This is a genomic window from Stenotrophomonas sp. Steno-C18, from assembly GCF_056393195.1.
In genome coordinates this window covers 185,261-207,371 of record NZ_JBWJOX010000002.1, presented here as the reverse complement: position 1 = coordinate 207,371, position 22,111 = coordinate 185,261, and the positions used below count along the sequence as shown (strand labels likewise).

The following is a 22,111-nucleotide window of genomic DNA, read 5'->3' as shown; positions in this document are numbered from 1 at the left end:
GGCCGACTTCTTTCGCATCACTTGCCCATCGAATGACTCAGGGGACACCCGCATGAGCGCTGCCGCGCCCAATTCCGCATCCAACCCGGCGCCCGTGCCGGCGTTCACCAACCTCCTCGGCCATCCACGCCCCCTGTGGATGCTGTTCATGACCGAGTTCTTCGAACGCTTCGCGTTCTACGGCATCCGCTGGGCGCTGACGCTGTACATCGTCGCCCAGTTCTCCGAGAGCCAGGCCGGTGCCAGCAAGCTCTACGGCGCCTACCTGGCGCTGGTGTATGCGGCAGCCCTGTTCGGCGGCTTCGTCGCCGACCGGATCATCGGATACCAGCGTTCGATCCTGATCGGTGCGGCGGTGATGTCGCTGGGCCTGTTCCTGATCGCCATCCCCAACGACCAGGTGTTCCGTATCGGCCTGGCCACGGTGATCGCGGGCAACGGCCTGTTCAAGCCGAACATCTCCAGCATGGTCGGGCAGCTGTACGGCATCAACGACTCGCGCCGTGACTCGGGCTTCACCATCTTCTACATGGGCATCAACGCCGGCGCGCTGGTCGCACCGGTGCTGACCGGCATCCTGGCCGAGAACGTGTTCGGCACCGAAGCCATGCCGGCCTACAAGTACGTGTTCATCGCCTCGGGCGTGGGCATGCTGATCAGCCTGGTGTGGTTCTGGTTCGGCCGTCGCCAGCTCGGTGACATCGGCAAGCCGCCGGCCGGTGGTGAAGGCATGGGCCGCACCATCGCCGTGCTGGTGGGTTCGCTGGTGGCCGTGCCGGTGGCCTATGCGCTGCTGTCCATCGACGCCGGCATCCTGGGCTGGATCCTGGGCGCGCTGTTCACCGCGCTGTGCGTGATGATCCTGGTCGAGGGCATCCGCGAGGGCAAGGTGGCCCGTGACCGTGCCATCGCCATGCTGATCATCTTCGTGTTCAACGTGCTGTTCTTCATGTTCTTCGAACAGGCCGGCAGCTCGTTCAACTTCCTGGCGCAGAACATCGTCAACCGCGACCTGGGCGGCTGGACCTTCCCGATCGGCTGGTTCCAGTCGGTCAACTCGGTGGCCATCCTGGCCCTTGGCCCGATCTTCGTGTGGTTGTGGACCGCGCTGGGCAAGGCCAACCCGTCGATCCCGCGCAAGTTCGGCCTGGGCCTGATCTTCAACGGCCTGGCCTTCCTGCTGCTGATGTACGCGCTGTCCTCGCTGGTCGACGGCGCCGGCAAGATCCCGTTCTGGACCCTGTTCATGGTCTACGTGATCCAGACCGTCGGTGAGCTGTGCCTGTCGCCGATCGGCCTGTCGATGACCACCAAGCTGGCCCCGCTCAAGGTCGTGGGCCTGGCGATGGGCGGCTGGTTCCTGTCCACCGCCATCGGCAACAACCTGTCGGGCATCTTCGCCGCGGTGGTCAGCGGCGAGAGCGGCATGACGGTGGAATCGGCCCTGAAGGGGTATACCTTCGGCTTCTGGTCGCTGCTGGGTGCAGGCGTGCTGTTGTTCCTGATCGCCCCGCTGGTGCAGAAGCTCATGCATGGCGTGAAGTGAGGAAAGACCGATGAACAAGCTGTTTGGAGTGGTCCCGCTGGTGTTCGCCATGGCCGTGGCCGGTTGCAACCAGTCGCCACCGCCGGTGGAGAAGGTGCAGCCGCTGGACACCTCCGAACAGAAGGCGCCGGTGGCTGACACCAGCCAGCCGGTGTCCTCGGGCAACACCCCCACCGCGGCGGATATCGCCGCGGTGGCCGCGCTCAACGCGCAGTTCGACCCCGCCCGCAACCCGGTCGCCGACCTGGAAACGGCCAAGGTCGAGGCCCAGCGTGGCGGCAAGCGGATCATCCTGGACGTGGGCGGGGAGTGGTGCTCGTGGTGCCACCTGCTGGATGCCTTCATGGAAGGGGATTCGGAGATCCGCCGCTTCCGTGATGGCAACTACGTGTGGATGAAGGTCAATTTCAGCGAAGAGAACGAGAACACCGCGTTCCTGTCCGGCTACCCGGAGATCAAGGGCTACCCGCACCTGTTCGTGCTCGATGCCGAAGGCAAGCTGCTGCATTCGCAGTTCACCGGCGACCTGGAGAAGGGCAAGGGCTACGACCGCGAGAAGTTCTTCGCCTTCCTCAAGCAGTGGGCACCGCCGGCCGCGCAATGAGCCGCGGCGGCGGGGATGACAACGGCGCCGGAAGGCGCCGTTGTCGTTTGTGCACTGGCCTCACGGTCGAGGCCGCTCCTGCGAGGCAGGCGCAGCTCGCCGTGATCTGCCCTCCCTTTCGCGCAGCGAAGGGGAGGCTGGGGAGGGGGAGCTTCCACGCGATAGGTCGTGCACTGGCCTCACGGCCGAGGCCGCTCCTGCGAGGCAGGCGCAGCTCGCCGTGATCTGCCCTCCCTTTCGCGCAGCGAAGGGGAGGCTGGGAGGGGGAGCTTCCACGCGATGGCTCGTGCACTGGCCTCACGGCCGAGGCCGCTCCTGCGAGGCAGGCGCAGCTCGCCGTGATCTGCCCCCTCCCTTTCGCGCAGCGAAGGGGAGGGCGGGGGAGGGGTCGCGCCGCATGCCTTCATATTCCCCCCGCGCGGCCGCTAACGGATGCATCTCCGCCTGCGCACGGCCCGCTCCGTTTTCGCCATGCAGCCTGCTTCTGATTCCCCCTCCATCGTCGATACCCCGCCCGTCGCGTCGGCCAGCGTCAGCCTGCCAAGCGTGGACGAACTGCTCGACGAGACGCCGGCCGCCGAGGACACCTCGCCGGTACCCGCCTCCTCGCGCCTGCCGCAGGCTGCGGTGCCGCCGAACATCATGTTGCAGTCGGCGGTGATGCGGCTGGTCGAGCAGAAGGAGCAGATCGACCAGGTGGCCCGCAATGGCCTGCTCGCCGGCCTGTTGCCGCCGGAGTGGAGCAGTTCGCCCGGCAATGAACTGCGCGCCTTCGTTGCCTCGGTGTTGCCGTTCGCATCGGACAGCGCCCGCGGCGAGACGGTTGCCGCGAGGGTGCCGTTGAAGTTCCTGCTCGGTCATTCGCAGCGCTGGGGCAAGGCCGATGTCGCCGAGCCGCGTTCGCTGGCGGCCTACCTGGCCAGCGACGAGCGCGCCACCGCCGGGGGCACCGATCTGGCCGAGGTGATGCTGCTCTCGCCCCTGGGCGTGGCGTGGACGCAGACCGGCCGTGCCCGCGCCGGCTTCCTGCGCGCGATGGGCGTGGAAACCCTGGCCGCACGCGTGACCGCATTGCCCTACCCGGCGGCCGAGCAGCTGTCGTTGTACCAGGTGCACAGTGGCGGACGGGCACAGGTCTGGTGTGTGTTGGACAAGCGCAGGCTGCGCGCGCTGGCCGTGCCGGCGCTGAGCCTGCCGGTGCTGTCGGCCTATGGCGTGGAAGCGCCGCAGGCATGGCCTTCGAACTGGCCGGATCCTGCGGAAGTTGACGCCGAGCTGGCGTTGGCGGCGGCCGGCAAGTCCGTGCCGGAGGTCGATCTGGTCAAGCTGGTGGACAAGATAGGACGCAGCAGGGCCAGCGAAGCCTGGGTGGGTGCCAGCCTGATGCAGCTGCACACCTGGGTGCCGCGCTGGCGGTTCTTCCTGGCTTCGTTCATCGGTTTGCCAGCGGTGCTGTTGCTGCTGGCGGCGCTGGCATTGCCCGGCAGCATCGAAGCGGCGGCGGTGGCCGCTGCGCTGGGCTTTGCCGGTGGCGCGATCGCCGCGTTGGCGGCGCCGTGGATCTATGCCCAGCGCAAGCACCTGAGCTGAGCCGCGAGGCCGCGTGCCCTCCGCCGCCGGCCCGCGGCCGGCGACATCTCAGGCTTCGCTCATGCGAGGCAGGCCGGCATCGGCCAGGCGGGTGATCAGGCGCTCGAGCACCTGTTCCTCTTCCTCGCTGAGCACCGACATCAGCCGACGTTCCATCTCGATTACCAGCGGAGCGATGGTCTCGTAGACCTCGAAACCGGCCGCCGACAGCGCCAGCACCGAGCGACGGCGGTCATCGCCGTGCGTCTCGCGCTTGATGAAGCCGCGTTCCAGCAGGCGGGCCACGGCGCGGCTGACCGCCACCTTGTCCATCGCGGTGCGCTCGGACACTTCGCTGGCCGAGGAGCCGGGGTACAGCGCCAGGATGGTGATCACGCGCCACTCGGGGATGGCCAGGCCGTAGCGGTCGCCGTACAGCCGGGCGATGTTGCCGCTGACCCGGTTGGACAGGACGCTGATGCGGTAGGGCAGGAACTGCTCGAGATCCAGCAGGACATGCGAGGCCCGGATGCTGGTGGACTTGCTGTAATCGGAAGAGCTCATGCTGCAGTGCACCTTGATGGTGGTTTCATGTGAAACTATAACCTTCGGTCCAGACCCGCGTTTGCGCGTGTCTTCCTGTTTTTTACACCGCCGGCACCCGGCAGTGGTCACGCAATCGGAGGCAACCCATGAATACCCAAGCCCACGCCGCACCCCACGCGCCCAATCCGGGCATGCAGGTCACCACCTTCGAAAACCCGATGGGCATTGATGGTTTCGAGTTCGTCGAGTTCGCCGCGCCGGCCGGGCAGGCCGCCCAGCTGCACACGTACTTCCGGAACATGGGATTCACTGCCGTGCTCCGCCACCGGCAGCGTGCTATTACCGTCTACCGTCAGGGCGGCGTCAACTTCCTCGTGAACGAGGAGCCGGATTCCTTCGCCGCCGACTTCGCGGCCAAGCACGGCCCCTGCGCCTGTGGCTTCGCCATCCGCTTCCAGAAGCCGGCCGCCGAGGTGCTCGCCGCTGCGCTGGGCAACGGTGCCGAGGAAGTCAGCCTGCTGGCCGACACCCGTGCCGTCCCGGCCCCAGTGATCAAGGGCATCGGCGACTGCATGCTGTACCTGGTCGACCGCTATGGCGAAGGCGGCAGCATCTACGACACCGACTACGTGCCGGTTGATGGTGCCGAGCAGGACCCGAAGGGCTTCGGCCTGACCTTCATCGACCACCTGACCCACAACCTGTACCTGGGCAACATGCAGCAGTGGTCGGACTACTACGAGCGGCTGTTCAACTTCCGCGAGATCCGCTACTTCGACATCAAGGGGGCCAAGACCGGCCTGGTGTCCAAGGCGATGACCGCCCCGGACGGCATCGTGCGCATCCCGCTCAACGAGTCCTCCGACCCGAAGAGCCAGATCAACGAGTACCTGGACGCCTACAAGGGCGAGGGCATCCAGCACATCGCCTGCTTCACCGACAACATCTATGACACCGTCGAAGCCATGCGCGAGCGCGGCATCGAGTTCCTGGACACGCCAGACACCTATTTCGACGTGGTCGACCTGCGCATCCCGGACAACGGCGAGGACGTGCCGCGCCTGCGCCGCAACAAGATCCTGATCGACGCCGACCCGGAGACCAAGCAGCGCAAGCTGCTGCAGATCTTCACCCAGAACTGCATCGGCCCGATCTTCTTCGAGATCATCCAGCGCAAGGGCAACGAAGGCTTCGGCGAAGGCAATTTCCAGGCGCTGTTCGAGAGCATCGAGCGCGACCAGATCAAGCGCGGCGTGCTGTAAGCGGCGAACGATGCGCTTGCCTGAAGCCCCTCTCCCGCCCGCGGGAGAGGGGCTGGGGTGAGGGCAAAGGCCACCGAAGCACGTAGCATCACCGCAACCGATCCACCCTCACCCCAACCCCTCTCCCGCCTGCGGGAGAGGGGCTCAATCGCAAGGCAAGGGCGCCACCATGGTCACCAACGGTTATCAATCCGGCTTTGGCAACGAATTCGCCACCGAGGCAGTGCCCGGCACCCTGCCGGTCGGGCGCAATTCACCGCAGCGCGTCGCCCATGGCCTGTATGCCGAACAGTTGACCGGCAGCGCCTTCACCGCGCCGCGTGGCAGCAACCGCCGCAGCTGGCTGTACCGCATCCGCCCGGCGGTGATGCACGGTGAATTCACCCCGTTCGACCAGCCCAACCTGCATGGCGAGTTCAGCCATGCGGCGGTATCGCCCAACCAGCTGCGCTGGAGCCCGTTGCCGCTGCCGTCCACGCCCACCGATTTCATCGAAGGGCTGTACACGATGGGTGGCAACGGCGCGCCCGATGCGCATGCCGGTGCCGGCATCCACATGTATGCGGCCAATGCCGACATGCGTGGCCGCTATTTCTACAACGCCGACGGCGAGCTGCTGATCGTGCCGCAGCTGGGCCGGCTGCGCCTGCGCACCGAGATGGGCGTGATCGACGTCGAGCCGCAGCAGATCGCGGTGATCCCGCGGGGCGTGCGCTTCGCCGTGGAGCTGCCCGATGGGCAGGCGCGCGGCTATGTCTGCGAGAACTTCGGCGCGTTGCTCAAGTTGCCCGACCTCGGCCCGATCGGCAGCAACGGCCTGGCCAACCCGCGCGATTTCGAAACCCCGGTGGCCGCCTACGAGAACGTGGAAGGCCCATTCGAGCTGGTCGCCAAGTTCCATGGCCGGCTGTGGCGCGCGGACATCAACCACTCGCCGCTGGACGTGGTCGGCTGGCACGGCAACTACGCGCCGTACCGCTACGACCTGCGCCGTTTCAACACCATCGGCTCGATCAGCCATGACCACCCGGACCCGTCGATCTTCCTGGTGCTGCATTCGGCCAGCGACACGCCCGGGACCAGCAACCTGGACTTCGTGATCTTCCCGCCGCGCTGGCTGGTGGCGCAGGACACGTTCCGCCCGCCGTGGTTCCACCGCAACATCGCCAGCGAGTTCATGGGCCTGATCCACGGTGCCTACGACGCCAAGGCCGAGGGCTTCGTGCCCGGTGGCGCATCGCTGCACAACTGCATGAGCGGCCACGGCCCGGACGCGGCCACCTTCGACAAGGCCTCCAACGCGGACCTGTCCAAGCCGGACGTGATCACCGACACCATGGCCTTCATGTTCGAGACCCGCGGCGTGATCTGCCCGACCGAGCAGGCCATCGCCGCACCGCACCGCCAGCGCGAATACCAGGCCTGCTGGAGCGGCCTGCGCGACAACTTCGCCCCGCCCAGGGGCTGAGTTTCAGGCCGCCGGCAGCGGCGTGGCCTGCAGCACCGTCGCCAGGTGCGGCTCGGGCAGTACTTCCTGCAGGCGGCCACGCACGCGTTGCGCGTAGCCGTCCGAGGTCATCGCCGGCAGGTGCGCCAGCGCCAGCCGGATCGCGTTGACCGTCTCGCCTTCCTCGCGCGAGGACTGCAGTTGCCGGTGCAGTTGCTGCGCGGTGGGGTTGCGCTGCAGCGCCAGGATGTCCAGCACATAGATCCGCGCAGCCACCATCGAGCGCCGGCGCTCGGTGGCAGGCGCCGCCGCCGCTGCTGCCGGCGCAGGCGCAGGCGCCGCCATGGCCACCGGCGCGGGGACGGCCGGTGGGGCGTCGGGGGCATCGGCCAGCAGGTAGCCGTCGCGGATCAACTGCGCGACCAGCGCCGGCGCATCGTTGCCCAGCAACTGGGACAGGTCGTCCAGGCTGCGCTTGCCATCGCACAGGATCAGGGCACGGCGCTGGCGCAGGTCCAGCGGTGCCCGATGGGCCTGCAGGACGGAGAGGGCGAGTTCGGTTTTGCGCGGATGCATGGGACGTGACACGGCGGCGCGGACGCCCAAGCCTGGGTCCGGCAGGTGAAAGCACGATGACAACCGGCATGCCGCTACACTCGGCCCCCGGTCCTCCCTGGAGTTGCCGCATGACCCGCACCGTACTGTCTTCGCTTGTCCTGCTCGCCCTGCTGGCCGCCTGCAACCGCACCCCCGACGCGCCGGATGCGCCGGTGGCACCGCAAGCCCCTGCGGCAGCGGGCTCGCCCGCGCCGGCCCCGGCCGAGGCCGCGGTGACCGGCAACGCCGATTGGCAGGGCTATGGCCCCCTGCAACTGGGGATCGATGCTGAACAGATGCGCGCGGTCTGGGATGGCGAGCTGCAGGGCGATGCCGTGGCCGACGGCGGCTGCTATTACCTGCAGCCGGCCGGGCAGGGGGCCGACGGCGTCGCCTTCATGCTCGAGGGCGGCAATTTCGTCCGCTACGACGTGCGCGCCGCCGACGTGCAGGCCCCGGGCGGCGGCAAGGTCGGCATGGCGCTGGCCCCGCTGCAGGCACTGTATACACAGGCCGAAGCACCACAGCCCCACAAGTACGTGGAAGGCGGCAAGGTGCTGCGGGTTCCCGCCGCCGATGGCAGCCAGGGCTGGCTGGTGTTCGAACTGGGCGCCGACGGCAAGGTGACAGCGTGGCGGGTTGGCCTGCCGCCGCAGGTGGATTACGTGGAAGGGTGCAGCTGAGTTCCTGCGGAAAGGCGATGACTGCGCCTAGAATCAGCCGCATTGCCGTCGGGAGAGACGCGGATGTTTGAAGCCATTGGATTGTTCGTACTTGGCTTGGTGCTGCTGGCGCTGGGGGGCGACTCCATCGTGAAGGCCGCGTCGGGGCTGGCCCAGCGACTGGGCGCCTCGCCATTCGTCGCCGGCCTGCTGCTGGTGGCCTTCGGCACGTCGCTGCCGGAACTGGTGGTCAATGCCCGCGCTTTCGCGGTGGGGGCACAGGAACTGGCACTGGGCAACGCGGTGGGCAGCAACATCGTCAACGTCGGTCTGACGCTGGCGCTGGCCGCGCTGGCCTACCCGCTGGTGGTGCGTACGCGCCTGCTGTCGCCATTGCTGGTGCTGCTTGCCGTGGCTTCGCTGGCGCTGATCGTGTTCGGGCTCGACGGTGCGATCAGCCGCGTGGAAGGCATCGTGCTGCTGCTTGGCTTCGTCGCGGTGCTGGTGTTCGTGCTGGCGCGCGCCCGGCGCGAGCCGGCCGCGCTGCAGGAAAGCATCGCCGCCTACGCGACGACCCGCACCGAACTGGGGCTCAACCTGATCCGCCTGGTCATTGCCGGCGTGGTGCTGTATTTCGGCGCGCGCTGGGTGGTGCAGGCGGCACCGGTGATCGGCGCCGGCTGGGGCATGTCGCCGCTGCTGGCCGGCCTGCTGCCGGTGGCCATCGGCACGGCGCTACCGGAAGTGGCCGCCGCGATCGCGGCGGCGCGGCGCGGCCAGGGTGACATGGTCGTCGGCCACGTGATCGGCTCGAGCCTGTTCAACCTGCTGGTGGTGGTCGGTGGCATGGCGGCATTGCGCCCGATGCCGTTGCCGGCCTCGTTCGTGCGCCTGGAGCTGCCGGCGGCGATCGTGCTGGTGCTGATGCTGTACCCGATGCTGCGCGGCGACCTGAAGATCAGTCGCGGCGAGGGCGCCGTGTTGTTCGTCGCGTTCCTGGCCTGGGTCGGCCTGGAGCTGGCGCTGTTGAACTGACCGGATTGAGGCAAGGATGCGGAAGTTTCTGATATTGGGGTTGATGTCGGCGGTATTGGCAGGGTGCGTGCACGGCGGGCGGGCTCCGTCCGCCTGGATTGACCCGGGAATGGCGGTGCAGTTGGCCGCTGCAGCAGGGTTGGGACGTGGCGTGGATGGTGTGTTCGCGCTGAACGTGCGGGCCACGGGGGATGTCAGGGGTTCGTTGTTCCTCAATTCCGAGCGGGACTATCGGGACCCGCGGAACCTGAGCGTGGAACTCATGCCCGCTGCCAGGGCCGCGCTGGCGGACAGGCTGGGACGGGATCCCCGGCAAGCGCTGCTGGGCCGGCCGATCCTCGTGCGTGGCAGCGCACGACTGGTGAAGGTGGTTTTCATCGACGAGGGGCGTGTCATGGACAAGTACTACTACCAGACGCAGGTCATGGTCAGTGATGCTGCACAGGTTCAGCTGCGTTGACCCGGGTGCGCGGCCACGCTGCGCGGGAACACTCCCGGTAGCGCAGCCATGCTGCTCCGGGGTACGACCGGGAGAGCTACCGCCGAGCGTTGCTCGGCGCTACCGGTGAAGTGCGCCGGTCACGGCTTGTCGCCCGGCGGCTCCGGGCGGCTTTCCATCATCAGCGACAGCGCCGCCTTGGCCATCAGGTGGGCGCTGATCGGTGCGGTGATGAACAGGAACACGGTGATCAGCAGCTCGCGCGGTTGCGGGTCCTCGCCGAGGAAGATGTGGTACGCCACCGAGCACACCAGCACGCAGCCCACGCCCAGCGTGCTGGCTTTGGTCGGCGCGTGCAGGCGCTTGAAGAAGTCGGAAAAGCGCACCAGCCCCAGCGCGCCGACCAGGATGAAGAAGCAGCCGAAGGCCAGCAGCGCGGACAGGACGATCTGCAGGAAAGTGATCATTCGACGATGTCCCGGCGCAGTACGTACTTGCTCAACACCACGGTGCTGCAGAAGCCCAGCATCGCGATCACCAGCGCGGCCTCGAAGTAGATGGCCGAATCCAGGTAGATGCCGAACAGCATCAACTCGGCGATGGCGGTGACCGACAACGTGTCCAGCGCCAGGATCCGGTCCGGGACGGTGGGGCCGCGCAACAGGCGCCACAACGCCAGCAGCATCGCGATGCCGACCACGTGCATGCACACCACCAGCGTGGTCTGGAATATCAGGTAACCGTTCACGGGAAGATCTCCATCAGCGGTGCTTCATAGCGGCTCTTGATCTCGGCGATCAGCGCATCGGCATCGTCCAGGTGCAGCACGTGCACCAGCAGGTGACGGCGGTCATCGGACAGCGCCGCCGACACGGTGCCGGGGGTGAGGGTGATGAAGCTGGTCAGCGCGGCGATGCCGTGGATGTTGGCGATGTCCAGCGGCACCCAGATGAAACCAGGCTTGAGCCGTTGCTCCGGGCCCAGCACCTGCATGGCCACGCGGATGTTGGACACCAGGATGTCCCACAGCACCACGCACAGCAGCTTGGGCACCGGCCGCAGCGTGCCCAGCCGGGCGAACTCGCGGTCCAGGCGTGCGGCGAACAGCGGTACCACCAGCCCGAGCAGCATGCCCAGCAGCAGTTGGCCCAGGTTGAAGCTGTCGGACATCAGCAGCCAGAAGGCGGTGACCGTCAGCGACAGTGCCGGCGAGGGGAACAGGCGACGCAGCAGGGGGCGGGGCGTACTCATGGCTGCCTCATCTGTGGCGTGGTGCCGCGCACGTCGTTGAGGTACTGCTCCGGCGACAGCAATTGCGTGGCGATGGCGTCGGTCTGTCGCATCAGCGGCGCGGCGAACACGCTCATCAGCACCACGTAGCCGAGCAGCAGGCAGGCCGCGGTGGTCTCGTAGGGGCGCGCCGGGGGCGCGGGCTGCGGCTCGGGTTCCGGTGCATCGTCCTCATCGCCGGGCACGTGCCAGAACAGGCGGATGCCGGTACGGGTCAGGCCCATGATCACCAGCAGGCTGCTGCCCAGCACCACCGCCCAGACCACGCCGGTATGGGCCTGCGGCACGGCGCTCAGCAGCGCGGCCTTGGCCAGGAAGCCGGCCAGTGGCGGCAGGCCGGCCACGGCCACCGCGCCGACCAGGAACAGCAGGCCCGGCACGGTCTTGCCCGGCAGTACGGTCTGCTCGCCGTCACGTGGCTGGCCGCCACGGATGCGGCGACGACGGATCAGGTCGACCACCAGGAACAGCGCGGCGGCGGTGAAGGTGCTGTGTGGCAGGTAATACAGCCCGGCCGAGATCGTGCCGGTATTGCCCAGCGCGAAGGCGATGAACAGCGTTGCCGCCGAGACCACCACCAGGTAGGCCACCAGCACGCTCATGCGGGTGGCGGCCAGTGCGCCCAGGCCGGCCAGCAGCAGCGTGGCCAGCCCGGCCCACAGCAGCCAGTCGCCGCCGTAGCCGGCCAGTGCGCCGGCACCGGCGCCGAACCACAGCGTGCTGACCCGCAGCACGGCGTACAGCCCGACCTTGGTCATGATCACGAACAGGGCCGCGACCGCCGCCGGTGCACGCGAGTACGACTCCGGCAGCCACAGGTACAGCGGCAGCAGCGCGGCCTTGGAGCAGAACACCAGCAGCAACAGGCCCAACGCGGCCTTGGCCAGCTTCAGGTGCGACGGCGACAGGCCGGCGATGCGCTGGCTGATCTCGGCCATGTTCAGCGAGCCGAGCGTGGCGTACAGCATCGCCAGCGCGATCAGGAACAGCGTGGAGGCGGCGATGTTGAACATCACGTAGTGCAGGCCGATGCGCAGGCGCAGGCCACGGCCGCCGGACAGCAGCAGGCCGTACGAGGCGATCAGCAGCACCTCGAAGAACACGAACAGGTTGAAGATGTCGCCGGTCAGGAATGCACCGTTCAGGCCCATCAGCTGGAACTGGAACAGCGCATGGAAGTGCGGTGCGCGCCGGTCCCAGCCGGTACAGGCATACAGCAGGCAGGCGATGGCCAGCAGCAGGGTGGTGCCGAGCATCCAGCCGGCCAGGCGGTCGGCCACCAGCGCCACGCCCAGCCGGGCCGGCCAGTCGCCCAGCAGGTAGGCGGTGATGCGGCCTTCACCGGTCTGCACGACCAGCAGCGCCACCGACACCGCCAACGCGGTCATGCTGGCCCACGCCACGCTGCGCTGCACCTTCGGGCCATAGCGGCGGTGTTCGACGAACAGCGACAGCGCCGCGCCCAGCAGCGGGATCAGGACCGGCAGGATCACCAGGTGGTTCATGCGCCGGCCTCCGGCTTGCCCGCGGTGGGCGGATCCGGCTCGTGGGCGTCGACGTGGTCGCTGTGGTTGTCACTGCGGCTGCGCATGGCCAGCACGATGCTCACCGCGGTCATCGCGAAGGCGATGACGATGGCGGTCAGCACCAGCGCCTGCGGCAGCGGGTCGGTGTAGTGGGCAAGGTCGCTGCTCACCCCGTCCTTGAGCACCGGCGCCTTGCCGGTGACCAGCCGCCCGGCGCTGAAGATCAGCAGGTTGGTCGCATACGACAGGAAGGTCATGCCGAGGATGACGTCGAAGCTGCGTGCGCGCAGCAGCAGGTACACGCCGATCGCGGCCAGCACGCCGATCGCGCTTGCCAGGGCCAGTTCCATCAGTGCATCTCCCCGGTGCGTGCCGAACGGCGGTGGATATCGATTTCGCCGTGGCGGGCGTTGCGGGTGCGCGAGGGCTTGATCGTGCCCATCATCGACAGGATCAGCATCACCCCGCCGAACACCACCAGGTACACGCCGGTGTCAAAGCCCATCGCGCTGGCCAGCGGCACCTCGCCGATCAACGGCAGGTGCAGGTCCAGGTGACCACTGGTCAGGAACGGCACGCCGAACAGCATCGAGGCCATGCCGCTGAGCACGGCGACCATCAGGCCCAGGCCGATGCAGCGGATGTAGTCGAAGCCGAAGCGCGACTCCACCGACACGGTGCCCTGGATCACGTACTGGATCAGCAGCGGCACCGCCAGCACCAGGCCGGCGACGAAGCCACCGCCGGGCGCGTTGTGGCCGCGCAGGAACAGGAAGATGGACACCGTCAGGGTCAACGGGAACATGATCTGGGCCAGGTCGGCCGGCACCGGCAGCTTGATCGGCGGGCCGGGCATGATCTGTTCCGGCGCCATCCGCGAGCGGCGCAGCAGCGCGTGCACCACCAGTGCGGCGATGCCGAACACGGTGATCTCGCCGAAGGTATCGAAGCCACGGAAGTCCACCAGGATCACGTTGACCACGTTCTGGCCGTAGGCCTCGGGCAGCGAACGCACCAGCATCTCGCCGGCCATGGTGTTCGGCGGCAGCGTCATCATCGAGTAGGCCAGCGCGGCCAGGCCGCCACCGGCGACGATGGCGATCAGCGCATCACGCCGCCTGCGCCAGCGCGAGCGTTCCGGCGGCGACTGCGCCGGCAGGTAGTTCAGGGCGAGCAGCATCAGCACCAGCGTGACCATCTCCACCATCAGCTGGGTCAGGGCCAGGTCCGGTGCCGACAGGAACACGAAGGTCAGCGCCACCATCAACCCGGTGCCGCCCATCACGATCACCGCCAGCAGGCGCTGCTGGAACAGGAACAGCCCGGCGAACGCGCAGGCCAGCATCACCAGCCACAATACCCAGCCCAGCAGCGGCATCGACTGCGGTGCCGGCCATGCCGGCATCGCCGGGCTGGCGATGAACGGTGCGGCGGCGACGATCACCGCCACCAGCACCAACGCCATCAGCATGCGTTGCAGGCTGCCGTTGGCCAGTGCGGCGGTGACGCGGTGAGCGATGCCGAACAACAGGTCCAGGTTGCGCTGGAACAGCAGCTTGCCGGTGGGGCGGTTGGCGGCGGCGTACAGGTCGGTGAAGCGGCGCAGGCCGAAGTACAGGGCGATGCCGCCGGCCACGCCGATCGCGCTCATCGCCAGCGGCAGGTTGAAGCCGTGCCAGATCGACAGGCTGTACGCGGGCATCGCCGGGCCGAGGATGGCGCTGGCGCCGGCCTGCAGCACCGGTGCCACGGTCAGTGCCGGCGCGATGCCGACCGCCAGGCAGATCACCACCAGCACTTCCACCGGCACCTTCATCCAGCGCGGCGGCTCGTGCGGGACCACGTCCAGGTCAAGCGGGCCCTTGCCGAAGAAGGTGTCGTGCACGAAGCGCAGGCTGTAGGCCACGCCGAGGATGCCGGCCAGCAGCGCGGCAGCGCTCATCGCCGTGCGCATCCAGTGCGGACCCTCGGTGGCCAGTGCCTCGGCGAACAGCATTTCCTTGGACAGGAAGCCGTTGAGCAGCGGGATACCGGCCATCGCCAGCGAGGCGATGATCGCCAACGTGCTGGTGATCGGCATCAACCGGCGCAGCCCGCCCAGCTTGCGCATGTCGCGGGTGCCGGTCTCGTGGTCGATGATGCCGGCGGCCATGAACAGCGAGGCCTTGAAGGTGGCGTGGTTGAGGATGTGGAACACGCCGGCCACCACCGCCATCGGCGTGGACAGGCCGAACAGCAGCGTGATCAGGCCCAGGTGCGAGATGGTCGAGTACGCCAGCAGGCCCTTGAGGTCATGCTGGAAGATCGCGTTCCAGGCGCCGATCAGCAGGGTGATCGCACCAATGCCGCTGACCACGTAGAAGAACAGCTCGGTGCCGGCCAGCGCCGGGTGCAGGCGCGCCAGCAGGAACACGCCGGCCTTCACCATCGTGGCCGAGTGCAGGTACGCCGAGACCGGAGTGGGCGCGGCCATCGCGTGCGGCAGCCAGAACTGGAACGGGAACTGCGCGCTCTTGGTGAAGATGCCGGCCAACACCAGCACCAGTGCCCACGGGTACAGCGTGCTGGCGCGGATCAGGTCGCCGGAGGCCAGCACCACGTCCAGGTCGAAGCTGCCGACGATGCGGCCGATCAGCAGCACGCCGGCCAACAGTGCCAGGCCACCGCCGCCGGTGACGATCAAGGCCATGCGCGCGCCCTCGCGCGCGTCCTTGCGGTGCGACCAGAAGCCGATCAACAGGAATGAACTGATGCTGGTCAGCTCCCAGAACACCATCAGCAACAGCAGGTTGCCGGACAGCACCATGCCCAGCATCGCGCCCATGAACAGCAGCAGGTAGCTGTAGAAGCGACGCGTGCTGTCCCTGGGCGAGAGGTAGTAATGCGCGTACAGCACCACCAGTGCGCCGATGCCCAGCACCAGCCCGGCGAACATCCAGGCCAGCCCGTCCAGGCGCAGGCTGAAGTCCAGCCCGATCTGCGGCAGCCATTGCCAGCTGTTGCGGATGACCTCGCCGTCGAGCACGGCAGGGGTCACGCTGCCCAGCAGCACCAGCCCGAGCACGGGCGCGGCACCTGCAAGACAGGCAGCGGTGGTCCGTGACAGGCGGGCATACAGGGCGATGACCGCCGCCAGCAGGAAGGGCAGCAGGAGAAGGCACAACAGGACTGGCGTCATGCGGAAGCGCAGGGGTGACGGGCAGGTTTTCCAGTCTAACAGGCGCTTTTTTCCGCCCGGAACCTTTTTATGAACGAGCCGTTCGGGTTCGGCGCGCTCAGTCGTCGTTCCCGGCGGCCACCGCCAGCGAGCGCGGGTCGCGCACCAGCAGGGTGTCGGTTTCCAGTGTTTCGACGATGCGCCGCGCCACGCTGCCGATCAGCAGGTCGAACAGTGCGCCACGGCCGTGGGTGGCCACGATGACCAGTTCGGTGCCGGCGGACCGCGCGTGGTCGGCGAGGATGCGGGCCGGCTCACCGGGTTCGATGACCGCGTGCACGTGCGCTTGCCCCAGCCGTGGTCGCAATTGCGCCAGGAAGGCCTGCGCTTGCGTGCGCGCGGCGCTGGCGGACTGTTCCTGCAGGGTGTCGCGGTCGCCGCCGGGGAGCAGGCTGCCGGGGGCATCAAGTGCATGCACCAATGACAACTGCAATGGCACATCGAACAGTTCCAGGGCGCAGCCAGCCGCCTGCGCGGCGCTGTCGGAGAAATCGCAGGCCACAGAGAGGTGGCGGTAAGGGCCGCGTACCCGGTCATGCACGATCAGCACCGGCAGCCGGCTGTGGCGGGTCAGCCACATCACGGTTGAGCCAAGCGTGGGCTGCTCGAACAGGGAATCACGGGCGATGCCGGTGATGATCAGGCCGCAGTCCTCCTGTGCGGCCAGCTGCAGCAGTGCACGACCGACGTGGCCGTGGCCGATGCGCAGCTCCACCTGCAGGTCATCGGCGTCGCCTTCCAGCAGGCGTTGCAGGCGACGTTCGGCCAGCTGCCGGGCCTGGCCGTCGTCGACCGCCGGGGCCGAGGAGAGCAGCCCGCCGGTGATGCCGGTGGTCGCTGCGTCCGGCAACACGGTCGCCACCACCAGCCGTGCGTTCCATTGCCGCGCCAGCTGCAGCGCACGGGCCAGTGCACGGTCGGTGCGGGCGCTCAGGTCGGTGGCGAGCAGGAGGGCGGTGGGGGTGGAACTGGCGGTCATGGCGTCCTCGCGGCGATTCCTTTCATCCGGGCACGTCAGGATGCCTCATCGGATCGCCTATCCTGTGATGCATGGAAGATAGCACTCGCACCAATGAGGGACAGCGCAAGGCGCTGGTGTTTGGCGGCAGCGGTCAGATCGGCGAGCGCCTGCTGGACAACCTGCGCCGCGCGGGCTGGCAGGTGAGCGCGGTCTCGCGCACCGCCCGTCCGGCGCGGCCCGGCCTGGAATGGATTGGCGGCGATCTGTCCAGCCACTGGCAGGGTGCCCGCGATTTCGATGTGGTTTTCAGCTGCGGTCCGCTCGATCATTTCGCGCGCTGGTACGCGGCTTCGGATCTGGGGCCGGCACGCGTCGTGGCATTCGGCTCGACCAGCGTCGACGTCAAGCAGGATTCGGCCGATCTGGCCGAGCGCGACGTGGCGCGCCGGTTGCGTGAGGCCGAAGCGACGCTGTTCGCCGCCGCGCAGACGCGTGGCGTGGCCGCCACGGTGCTGCGCCCCACGCTGGTCTACGGTGCGGGGCGCGACAAGACGCTCAGCGTCATCGCCGCGATGGCCCGCCGCAGCGGTGTGTTCGTGCTGCCGGCATCGGCCAATGGCCTGCGCCAGCCGGTGCATGTGCAGGACCTGGCCGATGCGGCCATGCAGGTGCTGGAACAACCGGCCACCGCGGGCCAGGCCTATGCGCTGGGCGGCGGGGAAGTACTGGGCTACGGGGAAATGGTCCGCCGTGTGCTGGCTGCGCTGCAGCCGCCTGCACGGTTGCTGCGGATACCGACCCCGCTGTTCGCCCTCGCGCTGCGCGTGGCGCATGCGTTCGGGCGCCTGCGTGGCATGAACGCGGCCGCGCTTGCCCGCATGCAGGAGCCGCTGGCGTTCGACACCGCACCGGCACGGCGTGATTTCGGCTATGCGCCGCGTCCGTTCATGGTGGATGCGGCCATGCTTGGACTGGCCGACGCACCCGCCGTCGGGGCGTCACCGTAGCGCGGGTGAACACCCCGGACTGAAAGGGCCGGCAATGCCGGCCCTTTGCATCAGTAACGCCAGCCGAACTGGCGGAACAGCTTGGCCAGCACCCAGATCGGCCCGATCAGCAGGTAGGTCAGGTCGGTCAGGAAGCTGGGCCGGCGGCCCTCGATCTTGTGGCCGATGAACTGTGCGATCCACGCCACCACGAACACGCCGATGGCGATGCGCAGCAGCATCGGGATGCCCAGCCGGTCTTCCAGCAGGCGGCACAGGCAGCCGCTGACGAAGAACAGGAACAGCATGCCGATGCCCAGCGGGCGGGACAGGCGGTTGTAGTAGGCCCAGGTGCCGAACATGGCCAGGGCGGCCCAGATCCCGTGCTGGAACCAGGGCATCAACGGCGGGATGCACCACAGCAGGGCGATCACCGACCACAGGATGGCCGGCACCGCGACCACGTGGATGGCCTGGTTGGTTTCATTGCGGTGGTCGCCGGAGTAACTGGCGAAATAGCGGTCCACCGGACGCGCGGTACTCATGTCCATACTCCCTCCCGGATGTGGCCGGCAGAGCATAGCGCGCCTTCCCTACGGACGCGCATGGTTGCCCAGGCGCGCCCCCGGGGCGGGATCAGTCGAGGTGGATCCCGGCCAGCTTCTGCAGTGCCTCGGCGTATTTGTCGCGGGTACGCCCGATCACCTCGGCCGGCAGCGTCGGGCCCGGCGCGGTCTTGCCCCAGTCCAGCGTCTCCAGGTAATCGCGGACGAACTGCTTGTCGTAGCTGGGCGGGCTGATGCCCACCTGGTACTCGTCGGCCGGCCAGTAGCGCGAGGAATCCGGGGTCAGCATCTCGTCCATGATGTACAGGCGGCCGTCGGCGTCGGTGCCGAACTCGAACTTGGTGTCGGCCAGCAGGATGCCGCGCTCGGCCGCGTACTCGGCGGCGAACTTGTAGATGCGCAGGGTGGCGTCACGCACCTTCTCGGCCAGGTCCGCGCCGACTGCCTTGACCATCGCGTCGAAGTCGATGTTCTCGTCGTGGTCACCGACGGCGGCCTTGGTGGACGGGGTGAAGATCGGCTCCGGCAGCTTCTCGGCCTGCTGCAGGCCGTTGGGCAGCTGGATGCCGCTGATCTTGCCGGTGCGCTGGTAGTCCTTCCAGCCACTGCCGATCAGGTAGCCGCGGGCGATGGCTTCCACCGGGACCGGCTTGAGCTTCTTGGTCACCACCGCGCGCTTGGCGTACAGCGCCGGGTCCACGCCTTCGGGCAGCACGCTGGCCACGTCGATGCCGGTCAGGTGGTTGGGCATCAGGTGGGCGGTCTTGGCGAACCAGAAGTTGGATACCTGGCACAGCATCTCGCCCTTGCCCGGGATCGGGTCGGGCAGCACCACGTCGAACGCGGACAGGCGGTCGGTAGCCACGATCAGCAGGTAGTCGCCCGGGGGAGTGCCGGCAGGCAGGCGTTCGCGCGGGATATCAAACACATCACGCACCTTGCCGCGATGGCGCAAGGGCAGGCCGGGAAGATCGGATTGCAACAGCGTGGTTGGCACGGGCACTCCTGGGACTTGGCTATGAAGCCGCCGGCACGGAGGGACCCTTGGGGCCCGCGGCAGGACGGCGGGCGGCCTAGTGTAAAGCCGGATTGGGCCGCTGTGGCATAAAATGCAGGGCCCGCCCGCCCTGAATCGCCACCCCGCCCATGCGCTGGTACGGAAAACTGCTTGGTTTCATCGCCGGGGCCCTGCTTTTCAGGCCCAATCCGCTGTTTGGCGCGGTGATCGGCCTGTTGCTGGGGCATGCCTTCGACAGTGACTGGTTCAAGCTGGGCAAGGATCTCCCGTACCGTGAACTGGGGGTCACCCGCGACGCCACCGACGCCGAGATCGACCTGGCCTACCGCCGCCTGATCTCCCAGTACCACCCCGACAAAGTGGCCGGCGCCGCGCCTGAACTGCGCGAACAGGCCGAAAAGAAGGCGCGGCAGATCAACGCCGCCTACGACCGCATCAAAACCCTGCGCAAGCGCTGAAAGGCTTTCCCATGTCCAACTGCATCATCGCCCCGTCCATCCTGTCGGCCAACTTCGCCAAGCTGGGCGAGGAAGTCGACAACGTCATCGCCGCCGGCGCCGACTGGGTCCATTTCGACGTGATGGACAACCATTACGTGCCCAACCTGACCATCGGCCCGATGGTCTGCCAGGCGCTGCGCAAGCATGGCGTGACCGCGCCCATCGACGTGCACCTGATGGTCGAGCCGGTGGACCGCATCGTGCCGGACTTCGCCGAGGCCGGTGCCAGCATCATCAGCTTCCACCCCGAAGCCAGCCGCCACGTGCACCGCACCATCCAGCTGATCAAGTCGCACGGCTGCAAGGCCGGCCTGGTGCTGAACCCGGCCACCCCGGTGGAAGTGCTGGACTGGGTGCTGGAAGAGCTGGACCTGGTGCTGCTGATGTCGGTCAACCCGGGCTTCGGTGGCCAGGCCTTCATCCCGTCCACGCTGGACAAGCTGCGCGCGGTGCGCGCGATGATCGACAAGCTCGGCAAGCCGGTGCTGCTGGAAGTGGACGGTGGCGTGAAGGCCGACAACATCGGGCAGATCGCCGCCGCCGGTGCCGATGCCTTCGTTGCCGGTTCGGCCATCTTCAATGCGCCGGACTATGCCGAGGTGATCGCGAAGATGCGCGGCAACGTCGCGGCGGCGCGGGGCTGACCCATGGCTGCGCGCGGCTTGCAGATCCGTCCGGCCACCGCCGATGACGCAGGCCTGATCCTGCATTTCATCCGCGAGCTGGCCATCTACGAGAAAGCCGAATCCTCGGTGCAGACCGACGAGGCGGGCATCCGCGCCAGCCTGTTCGGGCCGGACGCCAAGGCGCAGGCGCTGGTGTGCGAGCGTGACGGGCAGGCCATCGGCTACGCGGTGTTCTTCTACAACTATTCCACGTGGCTGGGCCGCAACGGCATCTACCTGGAAGACCTGTACGTGAGCCCGGAGCAGCGTGGCAGCGGTGCCGGCAAGGCGCTGCTCAAGCACATCGCGCGGTTGGCGGTGGCGCAGGGCTGCGGGCGCTTCGAATGGTCGGTGCTGGATTGGAACACGCCGGCCATCGCGTTCTACCGCGCCGCCGGCGCGTTGCCGCAGGACGAATGGACGGTCTACCGCCTGCAGGGGGATGCCCTGCGACAGTTCGCCCAATCCGAATGAGGGAGAGTGCCGGGGCCGTGCGCGGCATCGGCCTTCCCGGCCATGTCCGGCGCAGCAGGGCTGCGCGCTGCCGGGCGGGGCAAAAAGAAAGCCGCAGTGCTGCCACTGCGGCCGGGGAATTCATTCGGAGGCTGATCCTGCCTCCATCCGTCGTCCTTGCTATGGACTCCCATTCTCCGGGGCGTTGATGACGGGCATGTGACATTCACCGGATGCATTGCCGGTGCCTGCTAGCCTGCGCGCCTTCGATGGAGAGCCGCATGCCAACGCCCCCCTGGTTCCTGATCCTCAACGGCAAGTCCGCCGGCGATGACGCCGTGCGCGATGCGGTCGCGCGCGTACGTGATCGTGGCCAACCACTGTCGGTACGGGTGACCTGGGAAGCCGGTGATGCGGAGCGCTACGTGCACGAAGCCATCGCCGCGGATGCGGCGGTGATCGTTGCCGGTGGCGGGGACGGCACCTTGAGCGAGGTGGCCGAGGCTCTGGCGCATACCGGCGAAGCGGCGGCCGCCTTGCCGGCGCTGTCACTGTTGCCGCTGGGCACGGCCAACGACTTCGCCACGGCAACGGGCATCCCGGTCGAGCCATTGGCGGCGCTGGATCTGATCAGCAGCAGCGGCGCACGGCCGATCGACCTGTTGCAGGTGGACGGCGACGGTGCGGTGCATTGGTGCGCCAACCTGGCCAGCGGTGGCTTCGGCACCGAGGTCACGGTGGAGACCCACGACGGTCTGAAGAAGATGCTCGGCGGCCTGGCTTATGTCATCACCGGCATCGCCCGGCTGGGCAGGATCGAGCCGATCCGCGCCCGCATCCATGGCGAGGGCTTCCAGTGGGAAGGCGGCTTCATCGCGCTGGGCCTGGGCAACGGTCGCCAGGCCGGTGGCGGCCAGGTGCTGTGCCCGGACGCGGTGCTGGATGACGGCCTGCTGGAGCTGACCGTGGTTCCCGAGCTGTCCGGGGAGCTGGTATCGACCCTGGGCACCCTGTTCAGCGACGGCAAGCACGCTGCGCTGGAGCAGGTGGCCGAACGCGCCCGGCTGCGCGAGGTCTGGATCGAGGCCGAGCGGCCGATGACCCTCAACCTGGACGGCGAACCCCTGCAGGCGCGCCGTTTCCATGTGCGCTGCGAGGCGGGAAGGGTGCGGATGCATCTGCCGGCTCCCACCCCCCTGCTGTCCGGATGAACCGTTTCCGT

Annotated in this window: 24 protein-coding genes; 13 read left to right on the top strand and 11 right to left on the bottom strand. The window is 68.0% G+C overall.

The window, feature by feature from the left end; all coding sequences use genetic code 11:
* The first annotated feature begins 52 nt into the window (after positions 1-52).
* From AC06FE_RS05530 to AC06FE_RS05520, 3 genes are all read left to right on the top strand, one after another.
* Positions 53-1,546, top strand: coding sequence for a peptide MFS transporter (locus AC06FE_RS05530; protein ID WP_478072451.1), 1,494 nt, complete (start codon positions 53-55; stop codon positions 1,544-1,546).
* A gap of 10 nt (positions 1,547-1,556) precedes the next feature.
* Positions 1,557-2,150: a thioredoxin family protein gene (locus tag AC06FE_RS05525; RefSeq protein WP_478072450.1), complete on the top strand. Its 594-nt coding sequence runs from the start codon at positions 1,557-1,559 to the stop codon at positions 2,148-2,150.
* Between the two features lie 471 nt (positions 2,151-2,621).
* Complete coding sequence (locus AC06FE_RS05520; protein WP_446540728.1) at positions 2,622-3,740, top strand: hypothetical protein; 1,119 nt, start codon at positions 2,622-2,624, stop codon at positions 3,738-3,740.
* A gap of 48 nt (positions 3,741-3,788) precedes the next feature.
* Here AC06FE_RS05520 and AC06FE_RS05515 read toward each other — a convergent pair whose 3' ends face one another.
* Positions 3,789-4,283 carry a MarR family winged helix-turn-helix transcriptional regulator gene (locus AC06FE_RS05515; RefSeq protein WP_132863263.1) on the bottom strand — a complete coding sequence of 165 codons (495 nt, stop codon included), beginning with the start codon at positions 4,281-4,283 and terminating at the stop codon, positions 3,789-3,791.
* A gap of 173 nt (positions 4,284-4,456) precedes the next feature.
* On the opposite strand from AC06FE_RS05515, the gene hppD reads away from it, so the two are divergent.
* On the top strand, positions 4,457-5,527 hold the full coding sequence (gene hppD, locus AC06FE_RS05510; RefSeq protein ID WP_192287308.1) for a 4-hydroxyphenylpyruvate dioxygenase: 1,071 nt from the start codon (positions 4,457-4,459) through the stop codon (positions 5,525-5,527).
* Between the two features lie 169 nt (positions 5,528-5,696).
* A complete protein-coding gene (hmgA, locus tag AC06FE_RS05505) occupies positions 5,697-6,995 on the top strand; it encodes a homogentisate 1,2-dioxygenase (RefSeq protein WP_132863267.1) in 1,299 nt (432 codons plus the stop codon).
* Positions 6,996-6,998: 3 nt separating this feature from the next.
* On the opposite strand, the gene AC06FE_RS05500 is transcribed toward hmgA, so the two are convergent.
* The gene (locus AC06FE_RS05500) at positions 6,999-7,550 is read right to left on the bottom strand and encodes a hypothetical protein (protein WP_192286848.1); all 552 of its coding nucleotides are present in this window, start codon (positions 7,548-7,550) and stop codon (positions 6,999-7,001) included.
* A gap of 110 nt (positions 7,551-7,660) precedes the next feature.
* Here AC06FE_RS05500 and AC06FE_RS05495 point away from each other — a divergent pair, with 110 nt between their 5' ends.
* The 3 genes from AC06FE_RS05495 to AC06FE_RS05485 all read left to right on the top strand — a co-directional run bounded on the left by AC06FE_RS05495 (position 7,661) and on the right by AC06FE_RS05485 (position 9,728).
* Positions 7,661-8,254, top strand: a complete 594-nt coding sequence (locus AC06FE_RS05495; RefSeq protein ID WP_478072449.1) for a lectin — start codon at positions 7,661-7,663, stop codon at positions 8,252-8,254.
* A gap of 63 nt (positions 8,255-8,317) precedes the next feature.
* Positions 8,318-9,268 carry a calcium/sodium antiporter gene (locus tag AC06FE_RS05490; protein WP_192286846.1) on the top strand — a complete coding sequence of 317 codons (951 nt, stop codon included), beginning with the start codon at positions 8,318-8,320 and terminating at the stop codon, positions 9,266-9,268.
* A gap of 16 nt (positions 9,269-9,284) precedes the next feature.
* A complete protein-coding gene (locus AC06FE_RS05485) occupies positions 9,285-9,728 on the top strand; it encodes a hypothetical protein (RefSeq protein WP_192286845.1) in 444 nt (147 codons plus the stop codon).
* 119 nt (positions 9,729-9,847) lie between these two features.
* On the opposite strand, the gene AC06FE_RS05480 is transcribed toward AC06FE_RS05485, so the two are convergent.
* The 7 genes from AC06FE_RS05480 to AC06FE_RS05450 all read right to left on the bottom strand — a co-directional run bounded on the left by AC06FE_RS05480 (position 9,848) and on the right by AC06FE_RS05450 (position 16,719).
* Positions 9,848-10,174 carry a Na+/H+ antiporter subunit G gene (locus AC06FE_RS05480; RefSeq protein ID WP_132863274.1) on the bottom strand — a complete coding sequence of 109 codons (327 nt, stop codon included), beginning with the start codon at positions 10,172-10,174 and terminating at the stop codon, positions 9,848-9,850.
* Positions 10,171-10,413: a K+/H+ antiporter subunit F gene (locus AC06FE_RS05475; RefSeq protein WP_263863709.1), complete on the bottom strand. Its 243-nt coding sequence runs from the start codon at positions 10,411-10,413 to the stop codon at positions 10,171-10,173. The genes AC06FE_RS05480 and AC06FE_RS05475 overlap by 4 nt, the downstream gene beginning before the upstream one ends.
* A gap of 38 nt (positions 10,414-10,451) precedes the next feature.
* Positions 10,452-10,958, bottom strand: coding sequence for a Na+/H+ antiporter subunit E (locus AC06FE_RS05470; RefSeq protein ID WP_132863277.1), 507 nt, complete (start codon positions 10,956-10,958; stop codon positions 10,452-10,454).
* Positions 10,955-12,502 carry a monovalent cation/H+ antiporter subunit D gene (locus tag AC06FE_RS05465; protein WP_478072448.1) on the bottom strand — a complete coding sequence of 516 codons (1,548 nt, stop codon included), beginning with the start codon at positions 12,500-12,502 and terminating at the stop codon, positions 10,955-10,957. Before AC06FE_RS05465 ends, AC06FE_RS05470 begins: the two co-directional genes overlap by 4 nt.
* Positions 12,499-12,873: a Na+/H+ antiporter subunit C gene (locus AC06FE_RS05460; protein ID WP_132863281.1), complete on the bottom strand. Its 375-nt coding sequence runs from the start codon at positions 12,871-12,873 to the stop codon at positions 12,499-12,501. The genes AC06FE_RS05465 and AC06FE_RS05460 overlap by 4 nt, the downstream gene beginning before the upstream one ends.
* Positions 12,873-15,701 (bottom strand): monovalent cation/H+ antiporter subunit A, encoded by a 2,829-nt coding sequence (locus AC06FE_RS05455; protein WP_192286843.1) that lies wholly within the window; start codon positions 15,699-15,701, stop codon positions 12,873-12,875. The genes AC06FE_RS05460 and AC06FE_RS05455 overlap by 1 nt, the downstream gene beginning before the upstream one ends.
* A gap of 97 nt (positions 15,702-15,798) precedes the next feature.
* Entirely contained in the window at positions 15,799-16,719 is a 921-nt protein-coding gene (locus AC06FE_RS05450) for a universal stress protein (protein WP_192286842.1), read from the bottom strand.
* A 71-nt stretch (positions 16,720-16,790) separates the two neighbouring features.
* Between AC06FE_RS05450 and AC06FE_RS05445 the strand changes: the two genes are divergently transcribed.
* The gene (locus AC06FE_RS05445) at positions 16,791-17,708 is read left to right on the top strand and encodes an NAD-dependent epimerase/dehydratase family protein (protein WP_478072447.1); all 918 of its coding nucleotides are present in this window, start codon (positions 16,791-16,793) and stop codon (positions 17,706-17,708) included.
* Between the two features lie 50 nt (positions 17,709-17,758).
* Here AC06FE_RS05445 and AC06FE_RS05440 read toward each other — a convergent pair whose 3' ends face one another.
* Both AC06FE_RS05440 and AC06FE_RS05435 read right to left on the bottom strand, forming a co-directional pair.
* Entirely contained in the window at positions 17,759-18,238 is a 480-nt protein-coding gene (locus AC06FE_RS05440) for an Mpo1 family 2-hydroxy fatty acid dioxygenase (RefSeq protein ID WP_132863287.1), read from the bottom strand.
* Positions 18,239-18,323: 85 nt separating this feature from the next.
* Complete coding sequence (locus tag AC06FE_RS05435) at positions 18,324-19,250, bottom strand: phosphoribosylaminoimidazolesuccinocarboxamide synthase (protein WP_313252969.1); 927 nt, start codon at positions 19,248-19,250, stop codon at positions 18,324-18,326.
* Between the two features lie 149 nt (positions 19,251-19,399).
* Between AC06FE_RS05435 and AC06FE_RS05430 the strand changes: the two genes are divergently transcribed.
* From AC06FE_RS05430 to yegS, 4 genes are all read left to right on the top strand, one after another.
* Positions 19,400-19,729, top strand: a complete 330-nt coding sequence (locus AC06FE_RS05430; protein WP_132863290.1) for a J domain-containing protein — start codon at positions 19,400-19,402, stop codon at positions 19,727-19,729.
* 11 nt (positions 19,730-19,740) lie between these two features.
* Positions 19,741-20,415, top strand: coding sequence for a ribulose-phosphate 3-epimerase (rpe, locus tag AC06FE_RS05425; RefSeq protein ID WP_478072446.1), 675 nt, complete (start codon positions 19,741-19,743; stop codon positions 20,413-20,415).
* 3 nt (positions 20,416-20,418) lie between these two features.
* A complete protein-coding gene (locus AC06FE_RS05420) occupies positions 20,419-20,910 on the top strand; it encodes a GNAT family N-acetyltransferase (RefSeq protein ID WP_132863294.1) in 492 nt (163 codons plus the stop codon).
* Positions 20,911-21,170: 260 nt separating this feature from the next.
* Positions 21,171-22,100 (top strand): lipid kinase YegS, encoded by a 930-nt coding sequence (gene yegS / locus AC06FE_RS05415; protein ID WP_478072445.1) that lies wholly within the window; start codon positions 21,171-21,173, stop codon positions 22,098-22,100.
* Positions 22,101-22,111: the final 11 nt, after the last annotated feature.

Bases quoted from the DNA above. Each gene is read 5' to 3' on its own strand.
- AC06FE_RS05440 (WP_132863287.1), bottom strand. From the start codon at position 18,238: ATGGACATGAGTACCGCGCGTCCGGTGGACCGCTATTTCGCCAGTTAC.
- AC06FE_RS05470 (WP_132863277.1), bottom strand. From the start codon at position 10,958: ATGAGTACGCCCCGCCCCCTGCTGCGTCGCCTGTTCCCCTCGCCGGCA.
- hppD (WP_192287308.1), top strand. From the start codon at position 4,457: ATGCAGGTCACCACCTTCGAAAACCCGATGGGCATTGATGGTTTCGAG.
- hmgA (WP_132863267.1), top strand. From the start codon at position 5,697: ATGGTCACCAACGGTTATCAATCCGGCTTTGGCAACGAATTCGCCACC.
- AC06FE_RS05455 (WP_192286843.1), bottom strand. From the start codon at position 15,701: ATGACGCCAGTCCTGTTGTGCCTTCTCCTGCTGCCCTTCCTGCTGGCG.
- AC06FE_RS05460 (WP_132863281.1), bottom strand. From the start codon at position 12,873: ATGGAACTGGCCCTGGCAAGCGCGATCGGCGTGCTGGCCGCGATCGGC.
- AC06FE_RS05530 (WP_478072451.1), top strand. From the start codon at position 53: ATGAGCGCTGCCGCGCCCAATTCCGCATCCAACCCGGCGCCCGTGCCG.
- AC06FE_RS05445 (WP_478072447.1), top strand. From the start codon at position 16,791: ATGGAAGATAGCACTCGCACCAATGAGGGACAGCGCAAGGCGCTGGTG.
- AC06FE_RS05420 (WP_132863294.1), top strand. From the start codon at position 20,419: ATGGCTGCGCGCGGCTTGCAGATCCGTCCGGCCACCGCCGATGACGCA.
- AC06FE_RS05490 (WP_192286846.1), top strand. From the start codon at position 8,318: ATGTTTGAAGCCATTGGATTGTTCGTACTTGGCTTGGTGCTGCTGGCG.
- AC06FE_RS05525 (WP_478072450.1), top strand. From the start codon at position 1,557: ATGAACAAGCTGTTTGGAGTGGTCCCGCTGGTGTTCGCCATGGCCGTG.
- AC06FE_RS05500 (WP_192286848.1), bottom strand. From the start codon at position 7,550: ATGCATCCGCGCAAAACCGAACTCGCCCTCTCCGTCCTGCAGGCCCAT.
- AC06FE_RS05475 (WP_263863709.1), bottom strand. From the start codon at position 10,413: ATGCACGTGGTCGGCATCGCGATGCTGCTGGCGTTGTGGCGCCTGTTG.
- AC06FE_RS05515 (WP_132863263.1), bottom strand. From the start codon at position 4,283: ATGAGCTCTTCCGATTACAGCAAGTCCACCAGCATCCGGGCCTCGCAT.
- AC06FE_RS05430 (WP_132863290.1), top strand. From the start codon at position 19,400: ATGCGCTGGTACGGAAAACTGCTTGGTTTCATCGCCGGGGCCCTGCTT.
- yegS (WP_478072445.1), top strand. From the start codon at position 21,171: ATGCCAACGCCCCCCTGGTTCCTGATCCTCAACGGCAAGTCCGCCGGC.
- AC06FE_RS05480 (WP_132863274.1), bottom strand. From the start codon at position 10,174: ATGATCACTTTCCTGCAGATCGTCCTGTCCGCGCTGCTGGCCTTCGGC.
- AC06FE_RS05465 (WP_478072448.1), bottom strand. From the start codon at position 12,502: ATGAACCACCTGGTGATCCTGCCGGTCCTGATCCCGCTGCTGGGCGCG.
- AC06FE_RS05520 (WP_446540728.1), top strand. From the start codon at position 2,622: ATGCAGCCTGCTTCTGATTCCCCCTCCATCGTCGATACCCCGCCCGTC.
- rpe (WP_478072446.1), top strand. From the start codon at position 19,741: ATGTCCAACTGCATCATCGCCCCGTCCATCCTGTCGGCCAACTTCGCC.
- AC06FE_RS05495 (WP_478072449.1), top strand. From the start codon at position 7,661: ATGACCCGCACCGTACTGTCTTCGCTTGTCCTGCTCGCCCTGCTGGCC.
- AC06FE_RS05450 (WP_192286842.1), bottom strand. From the start codon at position 16,719: ATGACCGCCAGTTCCACCCCCACCGCCCTCCTGCTCGCCACCGACCTG.
- AC06FE_RS05485 (WP_192286845.1), top strand. From the start codon at position 9,285: ATGCGGAAGTTTCTGATATTGGGGTTGATGTCGGCGGTATTGGCAGGG.